This window comes from Vreelandella sp. GE22 (assembly GCF_968212445.1).
On the sequence record NZ_OZ309110.1, the window covers coordinates 669,647 to 682,193 of the forward strand.

The 12,547-nt window shown below is 60.0% G+C and carries 13 protein-coding genes; 8 read left to right on the plus strand and 5 right to left on the minus strand.

From position 1 onward, the window contains the following. Nucleotides 1-28 precede the first annotated feature (28 nt). Nucleotides 29-769 carry a transcriptional regulator GlcC gene (gene glcC / locus ACWHRL_RS03250; protein ID WP_447530495.1) on the plus strand — a complete coding sequence of 247 codons (741 nt, stop codon included), beginning with the start codon at nucleotides 29-31 and terminating at the stop codon, nucleotides 767-769. 100 nt (nucleotides 770-869) lie between these two features. Next, on the plus strand, nucleotides 870-1,394 hold the full coding sequence (locus tag ACWHRL_RS03255) for a gamma carbonic anhydrase family protein (RefSeq protein WP_447527844.1): 525 nt from the start codon (nucleotides 870-872) through the stop codon (nucleotides 1,392-1,394). Between the two features lie 92 nt (nucleotides 1,395-1,486). On the opposite strand, the gene ACWHRL_RS03260 is transcribed toward ACWHRL_RS03255, so the two are convergent. Continuing rightward, nucleotides 1,487-3,178 carry an L-lactate permease gene (locus ACWHRL_RS03260; RefSeq protein ID WP_447895207.1) on the minus strand — a complete coding sequence of 564 codons (1,692 nt, stop codon included), beginning with the start codon at nucleotides 3,176-3,178 and terminating at the stop codon, nucleotides 1,487-1,489. Between the two features lie 347 nt (nucleotides 3,179-3,525). On the opposite strand from ACWHRL_RS03260, the gene ACWHRL_RS03265 reads away from it, so the two are divergent. Then, nucleotides 3,526-4,218, plus strand: a complete 693-nt coding sequence (locus ACWHRL_RS03265) for a glutathione S-transferase N-terminal domain-containing protein (protein WP_447527846.1) — start codon at nucleotides 3,526-3,528, stop codon at nucleotides 4,216-4,218. Between the two features lie 140 nt (nucleotides 4,219-4,358). Further along, complete coding sequence (locus ACWHRL_RS03270) at nucleotides 4,359-4,715, plus strand: phasin family protein (RefSeq protein WP_447527847.1); 357 nt, start codon at nucleotides 4,359-4,361, stop codon at nucleotides 4,713-4,715. A 63-nt stretch (nucleotides 4,716-4,778) separates the two neighbouring features. On the opposite strand, the gene uraD is transcribed toward ACWHRL_RS03270, so the two are convergent. After that, nucleotides 4,779-5,330, minus strand: coding sequence for a 2-oxo-4-hydroxy-4-carboxy-5-ureidoimidazoline decarboxylase (uraD, locus tag ACWHRL_RS03275; protein WP_447895208.1), 552 nt, complete (start codon nucleotides 5,328-5,330; stop codon nucleotides 4,779-4,781). A gap of 106 nt (nucleotides 5,331-5,436) precedes the next feature. Here uraD and uraH point away from each other — a divergent pair, with 106 nt between their 5' ends. Then, nucleotides 5,437-5,790: a hydroxyisourate hydrolase gene (gene uraH / locus ACWHRL_RS03280; RefSeq protein ID WP_447895209.1), complete on the plus strand. Its 354-nt coding sequence runs from the start codon at nucleotides 5,437-5,439 to the stop codon at nucleotides 5,788-5,790. A 51-nt stretch (nucleotides 5,791-5,841) separates the two neighbouring features. Continuing rightward, entirely contained in the window at nucleotides 5,842-6,555 is a 714-nt protein-coding gene (locus ACWHRL_RS03285) for a GntR family transcriptional regulator (RefSeq protein ID WP_447895210.1), read from the plus strand. Nucleotides 6,556-6,665: 110 nt separating this feature from the next. On the opposite strand, the gene ACWHRL_RS03290 is transcribed toward ACWHRL_RS03285, so the two are convergent. The 3 genes from ACWHRL_RS03290 to ACWHRL_RS03300 all read right to left on the minus strand — a co-directional run bounded on the left by ACWHRL_RS03290 (nucleotide 6,666) and on the right by ACWHRL_RS03300 (nucleotide 10,446). After that, a complete protein-coding gene (locus tag ACWHRL_RS03290; protein WP_447895211.1) occupies nucleotides 6,666-8,135 on the minus strand; it encodes an NCS1 family nucleobase:cation symporter-1 in 1,470 nt (489 codons plus the stop codon). Between the two features lie 57 nt (nucleotides 8,136-8,192). Further along, nucleotides 8,193-9,554: an NCS1 family transporter gene (locus ACWHRL_RS03295; RefSeq protein ID WP_447895212.1), complete on the minus strand. Its 1,362-nt coding sequence runs from the start codon at nucleotides 9,552-9,554 to the stop codon at nucleotides 8,193-8,195. Nucleotides 9,555-9,690: 136 nt separating this feature from the next. Then, nucleotides 9,691-10,446, minus strand: a complete 756-nt coding sequence (locus ACWHRL_RS03300; protein ID WP_447895213.1) for an aspartate/glutamate racemase family protein — start codon at nucleotides 10,444-10,446, stop codon at nucleotides 9,691-9,693. Between the two features lie 260 nt (nucleotides 10,447-10,706). On the opposite strand from ACWHRL_RS03300, the gene puuE reads away from it, so the two are divergent. Further along, nucleotides 10,707-11,654, plus strand: coding sequence for an allantoinase PuuE (puuE, locus tag ACWHRL_RS03305; RefSeq protein ID WP_447895214.1), 948 nt, complete (start codon nucleotides 10,707-10,709; stop codon nucleotides 11,652-11,654). Between the two features lie 12 nt (nucleotides 11,655-11,666). Next, complete coding sequence (locus ACWHRL_RS03310) at nucleotides 11,667-12,497, plus strand: bifunctional allantoicase/(S)-ureidoglycine aminohydrolase (protein WP_447895216.1); 831 nt, start codon at nucleotides 11,667-11,669, stop codon at nucleotides 12,495-12,497. Nucleotides 12,498-12,547 lie beyond the last annotated feature (50 nt).

Here is a 12,547-nt window from a genome sequence, read left to right on the forward strand (position 1 = left end):
ACCTTTTGAGACGCCGCTTGGGCGGCGCATGCCGGAGCAGGTAGCCGCGAAAATCGAGGCGCTGATTCTGGAGGGCGTGTTCCGCCCGGGCCAGCTGCTGCCCTCGGAGCGGCGCCTTTGTGAGCGGCTAGACGTCTCCCGCGCCTCGCTGCGCGAAGGCCTGCGCATTCTGCGCAGTAAGATGATCATCGAAACCCGTCAGGGGCGCGGGTCCGTGGTCGCCTCGCTGCTGCCCATGCCGCAGCAAGGCCCGCTCATGCATCTGTTTCGCGATCACCCGCGCACGCTGTTCGATCTTTTGGAGGTGCGCGCGCTGTTGGAAGGCGAGTCCGCTTACCTCGCCGCCCGGCGGGGCACCTCGATGGACCGGGTACTGATTACCCGCCGTTTCGAGGCAATGGCCGATTACGTCGCCAACGCTGAAGAAGTGGATGTCGAGAAGCTGGCACGCTTCGACCACGCCTTTCACCTCGCGGTCTCTCAGGCCTCGCACAATCCGGTGCTGGTGCATACGCTTCAGGGGTTGACCGATCTGCTGTTGAGCTCGGTATTCGCCTCGGTGAAGCACCTTTACCACCGCCCGGGCCCACGCGCGATGATCAACCACCAGCACGAGCAGCTCTTTCACGCGGTGGTGAAAGGCGACGCCGAACAGGCCAAGCGCATCGCCCTCGAACATTTGAGCAGCATCACCGAGCTTTTACGTGAGCTCGACGCGGAAAACGAACGTCTCGAGCGCTCCTCGATGCGGCTGGAGGAGTGGCGTTAGTTCAAGGCTCAGGCGTTGGCGGTTTAACGAGCCAGGCGTTAGCCTGAACCTGCGCGACAGAACGAATAACTCAGCACACAACGAACAACAGGAGATCAACGTGGCCATTTATCAATTTGGCGAGGAACGTCCGGAGATCGCCGACGATGTCTACATCGCCGACACCGCCGACGTGATAGGCAAGGTGACCCTCAAGGCGCGATCGAGCGTGTGGTATCAGGCGGTGCTGCGCGGTGATACCGAGCGCTTGGAAGTGGGCGAGGAGAGCAACATCCAGGACGGCGCGGTGCTCCACGCCGACCCCGGCTTTCCTCTGAAAGTGGGCAAGGGGGTCACCGTGGGCCATCAGGCGATGCTTCACGGCTGCACGGTGGAGGATGGCTGCTTGATCGGTATTCAGGCGGTGATCTTGAACGGCGCCGTGATCGGGGAGAACAGCCTGGTGGGGGCCTGCGCTTTCGTGAAGGAGGGTGCGGTGTTTCCGCCCAACTCGATGATCGTCGGCTCCCCCGCGCGGGTGGTGAAGGAGCTACCCGAAGGCGCGGTAGAAGGGCTCAAGCTCAACGCCCAGAGCTATGTCGAGCGGGGGCAAGAGCACGCCAAAAAGCTCAAGCGCATCGACTAGCGAAGAAGTAACTGGTTGTAAGGTCGCCCATAAAAAACCACCCCGAGGGGTGGTTTTTTACGCGGTGAATGACGCGTGTGAGGCGCCTGTCACTACATCAACGTATCGGTCACGCCGAGGACGTAAAACGCGATCAGCGCGATGATACCCGTGAAAGTGATGTAGTAGATCGTCGGCAGGATCGTGATACGGATCGTTGCCCCCTCGCGGCCCAACAGGCCCACGGTGGCGGACGCCGCGACCACGTTGTGGATGGCGATCATGTTACCTGCCGCCGCACCCACGGCCTGGAGGGCTACCATCATGGCCGTGGAAAGCCCGAGGGTTTGGGCCACATTGAACTGAAACTCTGAAAGCATCAGGTTCGAGACGGTGTTGGAGCCGGCGATGAACGCCCCCAGGGCACCGACGGCCGGGGCAAAGAGCGGGTAGATATCGCCCACGCCATTGGCGACGGCCTGAGCCATCATCACCGGCATGGAGACCAGATCCGCCTCGTTCACACCGGAGTTGATCAGGATACGCACCATCGGCACGGTGAATACCAGCACGAAGCCCGCGCCGAAAATGGTCTTGGTGGACTCCGACATGGCTGCTTTCAACTGACTGCCATTCATCTTGTGCAGGAAGTAGGTGATCAACACCACGGCGATGATGATGCCGCCGGGCAGGTAAAGGGGCTGCACGCCGCCGCTGACGCCGGTTTCACCCAGGATATTGGCCCAGTTCAGGTTGATGGAGGTCAGCGCGGCCTGCAGCGGCTCCACGGTGCGCGAGGCGACCAGGAAAACCGCCAACAGCACGTAGGGAACCCAGCCGCGGAAGGTGGACATGGGCGCCTGGCCCGCCACGTCATTGAGTTTGATCTGCAGTTTGCCGATCCACTCATCCGGCCAGGACGTCGCCTCGGGGAAATCCCAGGTGTCCTTGGGCAGCAAAAAGCCTTTACGCGCTGCCGGCACCACGATGGCCAGACCCACCATCGCGCCGATCATGGAGGGGAATTCTGGGCCCAGGAAAACACCGACCAGCATATATGGCACCACGAAGGAGATACCGGTAAAAATCGCGAAGGGGGTGATCGACAGACCCTCTTTCCAGGACTTGTTGGCGCCGAAGAAACGCACCATCACGGTCACCAGAATCAGCGGCATCAGAAGACCCACGATGCCGTGGGTGATGACGACTTCACTGGTGATCAGTTGAAAGAACACGTCCCAGGAGGAGCCGTTGGCGGCCAGGTCGGCGGTGATGCCGTTGCGATCGAGGCCGGTCCCCACGCCCACGATGATCGGCGTGCCCACCGCGCCAAAGGAGACCGGCGTGGATTGCAGCATCATCCCCACGACCACGGCGGCCAGCGCCGGAAAGCCCAGCGCGACCAGCAGCGGCGCCGCCACGGCGGCGGGGGTACCAAAGCCCGAAGCGCCTTCGATAAAGCAGCCAAACAGCCACGCCACGATCAGCGCCTGCACGCGGCGGTCCGGGCTGATGCCGGAGAAGCCGTTACGGATGGCGGTGATGCCACCGGAGTGCTTGAGCGTGTTGAGCAGTAAGATCGCCCCGAAGATGATCCACAAAAGCCCTGCGGTTTGGATCAGGCCTTGGAGGGTGGAGGCCGCCACGCGGTTAAAGGTCATGTCCCACGCGGTCAGACCGATAATGGCCGCCGTCAGGAAGACAATCGGCATGGCAATTTTGGCAGGTATTTTAAAACCCACCAGCAAAATACCCGCAAGCAGTAGCGGCATGAATGCCAGTAATGCAAGTATCGTATCACTCATGAAAAACGGCCCCTTGTTGTTAATCGGCTACGCTTTTTTAATCATTGACGCCCGGCGCTCTGACCGCCCGACGCTTTCACCTGCAAGATACGGACAGCTTAACGCCATGACTACATTGGAAAATTGGTCTTACCAATAGGCAGGTGATATCGTCGCTTTAAAAGAGCCAATCAAATTTTTTAACGTTTTGAATTTTAAATATTTTATGAGAGTTGAACGATTAAGCGATGACTCCCTCTCATTAGACTAATAGATAGGGGCAAACCCGCGGGCTGAAACTCGATGGCTTGCAGGGCGCGGGGCTCACGCCCATGCTGATTTTGTATTCCCATAAGTAGAGGTGACCGATGGATCGTATTGTTTATGACCTTTGTGGCCGCGACGAACGCCTGCGTTTTTCACCCTTTTGCTGGCGGGTGCACATGTCGATGGCCCATAAGGGCCTTGCGTATCGCACCGAACCCTGGCGCTTTCAGGAAAAGGAGAAAATCGCCTTCGCCAATCACGACAAAGTGCCGGTGCTGGTGGATGGCGAAACCGTGGTAACCGATAGCTTCGATATCATGCGCTATTTGGATAAGACCTACCCCGAATCGCCTATTCTGGGGGAAGGGCAGGACTACCAGCGCGCGCTCTTTTTCAAGCTTTTCGTGGAGCGCAGCGTCACCCCGGCGCTCTTTCGCATCGTGGTCATGGATCTGCTCGAGGCCATTCATCCGGACGATCGCGATTACTTCCGCGAAAAACGCGAAGCGAGCTTCAACATGCGTTTCGAAGAGCTGCATGACCCCGAACAGGGCCGCGAGCAGCTTAAAAAAGCGCTGGTGCCGGTCAATGCAATGCTCGAAGAGAGCCCGTTTCTCGATGGCGAAGCGCCCAGCGGCGCCGACTATTTGCTGTTTGGCAGCATGATGTGGGCCCACGTGGCATCGAAAGAAGCGCTTTTTGAAAAAGACGCGCCGATAGCGGCCTGGTTTGAAAAAATGCTGGCGGTTCATGACGGTATAGCGGGCAAGGCGCCGACCGTACGCGACGTTTAAAGCCCACAAGCGGGGCTTTTAAAATTTTATGTTGCGCTGCACAAAAAGCACTGCTAGCTTTAGCAGAACAAGGCAATTGCTTTGCTATCGACCGCCAGTCTACAAGCGAGTCGAATCGCTAACTTGCAGGAGGTTACGTGATGGATAGGACCGCAGAAAATACCAAGCAGCAGTTCGAGTCGGCTTTCGTATCGCCGATGCGCTCATACACGCTGGCGGCGCTTGATTACTACGAGCGTCTGGTAAGTGCCCAGATCGACGCGGCGCGCGCTTACTCCGACATGAGTATTTCCCAGGCACGTACCTGGCTTGATGTAAAAGACGCGGACAGCTTCAAACGTGCGATGCAGACCCAGCAGAAGACCGCTTCTGACTTCGTGGAGCGCGTAAAAGGCGACTCCGAGAAAGTCACCTCGATCGGTCAGGACTTCATGCAGGACAGCCAGAAAATGGCTGAAGAGAATACTCAAAAAGCCGCCGACAGCCTGAACAAGTAATCAGGCGTTAGCCGCTTTTCAAGCCGCGCTTTTTAGCGCGGCTTTTTCGTGGGTGAAAGAAACTCAAGAAGCCTCTTCGCTACGCGCCACCAGGCGAAAGCGCGCGATGCGAATGATCTGCTCGACAGCGGTTTGCCGCTCGACGGCGGGGGTGTTCTCCAGGCGCGTTTCGAACGCCTCGAGAATCGCGTAGCGATCGAGGCCCTTCACCGCGGCCACGAAGGGAAAGCCGAACTTCTCTTTATAGGCGCTATTGAGCGACTCAAAACGGGCAAGCTCCTCCGGTGAGCACTGATCGAGCCCGGCGCCCGCCTGCTCGCTTGTCGACGATGACGTAAGCTCCCCGGCAAGCGCCGCCTTGCCCGCTAAATCCGGGTGGGCGCGAATCACCTCGATTTGGCGCTCCGGGCTTGCCGCCAGCAGCACACTACCCATCGTTTCGGCCAGCGCCGTCGGCGCGTCGTGGGTGGCGTTCAGTCCTTGCTGCCAGGCACGCTCGGCAATCCAGGGGGAGTGCTCGAAGATGTCGCCATAATGGGCTACAAAATCATCCCGCCCGCACTGGCTAGGTGCTGGCGTAAGAGAGCGGTTAGCATCGCGATTAGCGTGAGACACGGCGTCTTCTCCTGGGCGTACGTCGAGGGCGTTAGCGTATACAATCGATAGTATCACCCGTAATCTTTGACCAATAGGTCAAACACAACCCCAACAAGGAGACGCTATGGGACGGCTTACCACTCACGTGCTGGATACGGCGAAAGGCCAGCCCGGAGAAGGCATTACCATCGAAATTTTTCGGCTATCCGCTGGCTCTCGTGAACACCTGGGCAGCGTCGTCACCAACAGCGACGGCCGCTGTGACGGCCCGATTCTGGAAGGCGAAGCGTTCCCGGCGGGTGAGTACGAGCTCGTTTTTCACGCCGGCGACTACCTGCGCACCCACGGCGTCGACGCCTTTGAGCCGCGTTTTCTGGACGTGATTCCGCTGCGCTTTGGCGTGGCCGACGCCAGCCAGCACTACCACGTACCGCTTCTGCTCTCCCCCTATGGCTATTCGACGTATCGCGGCAGCTAACCCCCTAAAGCGTGGCTAGCGCAGGACGTTCAACCATTGCAAGGAGAGGGCATGCGCGACGAGGCAACAACGAAACGCCGCACATTCGAGAAAGAGGGCGAGGCGCGCCATGAAGCGATTTATCGCGCGGTGAGCGACGCCATCGTCGAGCAGCGGCTACCTCCCGGCGCGCGTCTGCGCGAAGACGCGCTATCAGACGTATTCGGCATTAGCCGCACCGGTATCCGCAAGATTCTACAGCGTTTGGCGATCGAGCAGTTGGTCACGCTCACCCCAAGGCGCGGCGCCAGCGTCACCCGCCCGACCGCGGACGAGGCCAAGGATGTATTCGACGCCCGCCAACTCGTGGAGTGCGGGCTGATGGCGGACGTCGCTCGGCGGATGGGGGCGAAGGAGGTGGACGAGCTGCGCACCCTGGCCCATCAAGAGCGCCAGGCCCTGCGAAGCGGCCAGCAGAGCGTAGCGATTCGCCTCTCGGCGGATTTCCACGTGCACCTGGCAAAGCTTTCCGGCAACGCAACGCTTGCCGAGTTCGTCGAGCGGCTCTGCTCGCGCTCCTCGCTGATTCTCGCGGTCTACGGCCACCGCGGTCACCTGGGCTGTGAATCCCACGACCACGACGACCTGATCACCTATCTCGAAGCTGGCAACGCCGCCCGCGCCCAGGCCTTCATGAGCCGCCACTTGAAAGCGATCGAAGCGTCACTTTCGATGGTGGAAGAGCAGGAAAGCACGCCGGATTTACACCAGATTTTTGGCCGCTAAGCCGGCGAGGCGGTTATCACCGCGCATCGCTTGCTAAAAAACGCCACCGGCCCAGGCCGGTGGCGTTTTAGTGGGTTGCCCCAAGGGAGGAGTAAAACGCCTTGGGTTGCCTAATCGGTGCCGAGTTGGGGGGCCGCCTTGAAGTTGCGCATCAAGAAGAAGTAAATCAGCCCGCCCAAACCGGCGCCGATTAGCCAGCCGTAGCCATCGAGCCCGGAAAGCGCAGGCACCAGCACGGTGGAAAGCGAGAACAGGGCCGCACCCAAAAACGCGACCAGGGCGCGTTTGTTCCAGCCCTTCACGTAGTAGTAAGCGCCGCCCGGCGCGGAGGAGAAAAGCTCCTGCATGTTCAGGTGCTGGCGCTTGATCAGGTAATAATCCACTACGATGATGCCGTAGAAGGGAGCAACGATGGCACCGAGCGCGTTCACGAAGCCCGCCACGCCGATCTGGCTGATGACCGAGACCCACAGCGCACCCACGAAGAACGCGATGATCGCGGTGATCAGCCCGCCGGTTTTGAAGCTGATCTTGCTGGGGAACAGGTTGGCCAGGTCGTAGGCCGGCGGGATGAAGTTGGCCACCAAATTGATGCCTACGGTGGCGGCAAAGAAGGTCAGGGCGGCCACGATGGTCAGCGGCAAGGAATCCACGCGCTCGACGATATCCGCCGGGTTGGTTAGCGCCTCGCCAAACAGTACCAGGGTGCCGGCGGTAATGATCAACGCGATGAAGGAGAAAAACGCCACGTTGAGCGGTAGCCCTAACAGGTTGCCCAGCTTCATTTGCCGCTCGCTTTTGACAAAGCGGGTGAAGTCGCCAAAGTTGATCACCACGGCGGCAAAGTAGGCCACCATGGTGCCGACGATGGCAAAAAAGGCCGAGATGGCGCCGCCGCTAGGCTCACCGCTACCGCTAAAGATGGTATCGACGGCGGGGAGCAGTTCGCCACTGGCCTGGTACCAGACCACGCCCATTAGCACCAGCATGACCACGTATACCATCGGGCCTGCCCAGTTGAGAAAGTGCTTGATGCGCTCGATGCCCTGCCAAAAAATCGCGATCTGGAAAAGCCAAACGATCACGAAGGAGATCCACGCCACTGGCGAGAGCCCCAGGAACTCGCCGCCGCCAACATCGCCCACGAAGGCAGTGATCAGTAACGCCACCGCCGTCGAGGCGAAGTAGGTCTGCACGCCGTACCAGAAAATCCCCACGATGGCGCGCAGCATTGCGGGCAGGTTGGCGCCGCGCACGCCCATGCTGGCGCGTACCATGACCGGGAAGGGGATGCCGTACTTGACGCTGGGTTTACCGGTCAAGTTGACCAGAAACATCACGATTACGCTTGCCAGAATGATGGCCGCCATGACCGCCCAGCCGTTCAAGCCGTAGCTAAGAAACAGCGAGGCGGCCAGGGTGTAGCCAAAAAGACTTTGAATATCGTTGGACCAGACGTTGAAGATTTCGAACGCGCCCCAACTGCGTGCCTCAGGCTTGAGGGGGGCCAAATCCTCGTTATAGAGGCTTGGGTCGATCTGCTTTATATCGAGCTCAGGGGAGAGCGGCTTCTCATTCATTATCGCGTCCTTGGGTCGAGAAGCTGCCGCCTTGGGGGGCGGCAGGTGAACAAGTGCTTACTGGGTAAATCGCTGGCAGGTGGGCCAGTAGGTCATGAGTAAATAATAGACGACCCCGGCGGGGATCAAACTGGCATACCAGGAGACCGCCGAGAACGAAAGCGCTGCGACGACACCCACCGCCATGGCGATCAGGGCCGCGAGGTTGATGCCTTTATACGGCCCCTCCGGATCGTAGAGTTTGTCGATGTCCAGCGTACGCCGGCGAATCAGGTAGTAGTCCACGACCAGGATCGCAAAGATGGGGCCAAGAAAGGCGGAGTACGTTTGCACGAACAGTTGAAGGCCAGCCGCAGATTCAGGCTGCACCAGCTTCCAGGGGAAAGTGGCGAAGGCCAGGAAACCAACGATGATCGTGGCCGTGGGAAAGCGCATCTTGAAAACGTCCATCAGCACATAGGTAGGCGGCACCACGTTATTGAGCACGTTGGTGGTCACCTGGGCGAAGGCGATGAACAAAAGGGTGGTCATCAAAAGCGGGGTGTTGTCCACGGCGTTGGCGAATACCTGAATGGGGTCGGCGGTGCCGGTGGCCTCGGACACCATATAGCCGATCAACCCCATGAACAGCGTACAGGGCAAAATCGACATGGCGTAAATGGTCGCCAAAAGCCCGCCGCCGGTGCCCTTTTTATGCTCGCGGGAATAGTCGCTAACGTTGAGCATCATGGTGCTGTAGATCCCCAAAAAGAGCATGGTGGCGCCCCAGAAGGGCATGCCCCAGGAGCCCTCCATGGTCAGAAGGCTGGCCGAAAGCTCGTCGCCGTAGCGTTGCACCGTGGCGTAGAACATGTAGGTCAGCGAGCACAAAATGAAGATACTACCGATGTTCTCCAGCCACTTGATGCCCTGAAAGCCGGTCACCGACAGCGCGATCTGCAGAAGCTGGAACGCGATGAAGTAGAACACCAGGTGGTCGAAGCCGAACAGCGTAGCGGACACCATGTTAAGCGCCCCGGCGCCGATCCAGCTTTGAAAGCCGTACCACACCACGGCGGGCACCGCGCGCACGAGTCCCGGAATGCGCGTACCGGTAAACCCGAAGGCGGATCTTGCCTGTACCATGAAGGGAATGCCGTACTTGTAGCCGGCGGCGCCGTTGATCGCCAGCGCCACGCCGATCACGAAACAGCCGATGGCGATGGCAAGCGTTGCCTGCAAAAGATTGAGGGTGCCCACCACGCTCGAGCCCATGGCGAAGGTGCCGATCGACACGCACCCCCCGAACCAGGCCAGAAAGTAGGAGCAGCGCCCCATGATACGGGTCTGCTGGGGCGCCAGGCTTTCGGCGCCCATTGCCTTGTGGGCAGGGTCGGTCGTGGGCCCTGAGGCCGCTGATTTGGGTTTAGTCGTGCTCATCGTACCGTCCTCGCAAGATTTTATCGGCGTTATAGTTTTGCCCGGTGGCCGGGCGACGCTTGCGGCGTGGCGTACTAACGGTGTTTTTAATTGTTTATGTGTAGCGTGTAATCGTTATGGGATAAATCGAGCGAAATTAGGGTTTGTGCGGCAAACGAAGCTCGGAGAACTCAGCGAATTTACCGGTGAAGGGTTTCGGACGCGGGTAATCCAGGTCGCCGTGCTTGCTGGTCGTCAGGTTCAAACTCACCAGCGACTCGGCCAGTTTCAAGGCGGCACTGACGCCTTCGACCACCGGCAGGCCGACTTGCTGGCTAATCGCTTGGGTCAAGTTCGCCATACCGCCGCAACCTAGTACGATCGCGCCGATGCCGTCTTCGTCCCGGGCCCGGCAGCACTCTTCGACAATACGCTTGAAGGCCGCATCCGGGTCGTGCTCCAGGTCCAGCACCGGAATTTCCGCCGCGCGAATACGCCGACAGTGGTGGCGAAAGCCGTACTGCTCCAGCAGGTGCTCGGCGATGATGCCGGTACGGCCAAGGGTGGTGACGATCGAAAAGCGCGTGCTGATCAGCGTGGCCAAGTGAAAACCGGCTTCGGCAATGCCGATGACCGGCTTGGCGGTCAGCTCCCGGGCGGCCAGAAGCCCCGGGTCGCCAAAGCAGGCGACGATGTAGGCGTCGATGCCGCCTTCGCGCTCGCCCTTGAGCACCTCTTCGGCCACGCCTACCGCGCTAATGGCCTCGTCGAAGTGGCTTTCGATCGAGACCGGGCCGGACTCGGGCTGCGTCGCGCTCAGCGTCGTGTCCGAGCCTTTGAGCGCCTGCGCGGCCCGTTGAATCGCCTGGGTCATCGAGGCGGTAGTATTGGGGTTGATAATGCGTATATGCACGTTGAGCGGCTCGCAGGTAAACGTTAACGGGAGTCTTGTATACGAAAATAGGGCGGTTTAAAGCCCGGCGCAACCCCTTTGGCGTCGAACCCTGGCGAAACGCGTAGGCGCCAATGACCGGGGCTTACTGGCAACATAAAGCCAAGTGGGTAGGCGCAGTGGCGGCTTCGAAGCTTGCGATTTCGCGCGTTGCGGTGCGGCTTTGAAATCGTATACCTTGTATACAAAGAGAATGAATCGACAAACGACGGGGAAACGCCATGGCGGCTGACAATGAACAAACCGAAAGCTTTTATCCGCGGGATTTGATCGGCTACGGCCGGACGCCGCCCCACGCCAACTGGCCCGGCAACGCGAAAATCGCCGTTCAGTTCGTGCTCAATTACGAAGAGGGCGGGGAGAACTCCGTGCTGCACGGCGACGTCGGCTCGGAGCAGTTTCTGTCCGAGATCATTGGCGCCGCCAGCTACAGTGACCGCCATCTGAGTATGGAGTCGATCTACGAGTACGGCTCCCGCACCGGGGTGTGGCGAATTCTGCGCGAGTTCGAGCGTCGCGGCCTGCCGCTGACCGTATTTGGCGTGGCCATGGCCCTGGAGCGCAATCCGGACGTCGCCCAGGCGTTCAAGGAGCTGGGCCATGAAATCGCCTGCCATGGCTACCGCTGGATTCACTACCAGGAAGTCCCCGAGCACATCGAACGCGACCACCTGCAAAAAGCCGTGGCGATCTTCGAGCGTCTTTACGGCGAGAAGCCCGAAGGCTGGTATACCGGACGCGACAGCCCCAACACCCGGCGTTTGATTGCTGAGGAAGGCGGCTTTTTGTACGACAGCGATTACTACGGCGACGACTTGCCCTTCTGGACGCGGGTCACCGACCGCCAGGGCTGCGATCACAACCACTTGATCGTGCCCTATACGCTGGACACCAACGACATGCGCTTCGCCTCGCCCCAGGGCTTCAACACCTCGGATCACTTCTATAACTACCTGCGCGACGCCTTTGATGTACTCTACGCCGAAGGCGAAGAGGCGCCGAAGATGCTGTCGATCGGCATGCACTGTCGCCTGCTCGGCCGCCCGGGGCGCTTTCGCGCGCTGCAGCGCTTTTTGGATTACATCGAAACTTTTGATCGCGTGTGGGTCGCCCGGCGTATCGATATTGCCCGCCACTGGGCCGAACACCACCCGGCGCCGACTCTTTAAAAGGTGACTGCCATGACGACACCCCGTTACTACGCCCCTAAAGGCGGCCATCCGCCGCAAACCCAGCTAACCGCCGACCGCGCGGTGTTTACCGAGGCTTACGCGCTGATTCCCAAGGGCGTGATGCGCGATATCGTGACCAGTAATTTGCCGTTTTGGCAGGGCACCCGGGCCTGGGTGCTGGCGCGGCCGCTGTCGGGTTTTGCCGAGACGTTTTCCCAGTACATCATGGAAGTGCAGCCAGGCGGTGGCAGCGACAAACCCGAGCCCGAAGCGGATGCCGAAGGCGTGCTGTTCGTCGTCGAAGGGGAGTTGACGCTGACCCTCGACGGGGTGCGCCACACCCTGGCGCCGGGCGGCTATGCGTTCATCCCGCCAGGCTGTGAGTGGCGGGCGGGTAACGACAGCGGCGAGCCGGTGCGCTTTCACTGGATTCGCAAGGCCTTCGAGTTCGTCGAAGGGCTCGAGGTGCCGGAAGCCTTCGTCACCAACGAGCAGGCCATTACGCCTAATGAGATGCCCGGTACCGAAGGGCGCTGGTCGACCACGCGCTTCGTCGACCCAAACGATGTGCGCCACGACATGCACGTCACCATCGTCAATTTCCAGCCCGGCGGCGTCATTCCCTTCGATGAAACCCACGTCATGGAGCATGGCCTGTACGTGCTGGAAGGCAAGGCGGTGTATCACCTCAACCAGCAGTGGGTGGAGGTCGAAGCGGGGGATTTCATGTGGCTGCGCGCCTTCTGCCCCCAGGCCTGCTACGCCGGCGGCCCGGGGCCGTTTCGCTACCTGCTCTACAAGGACGTCAACCGCCACGCAAAGCTCAAACTTTCCCGCTAACGGGTTTTTTGCTGCCAGAACGTTGCTTTCAAAACGTTGCTGCCAAAACC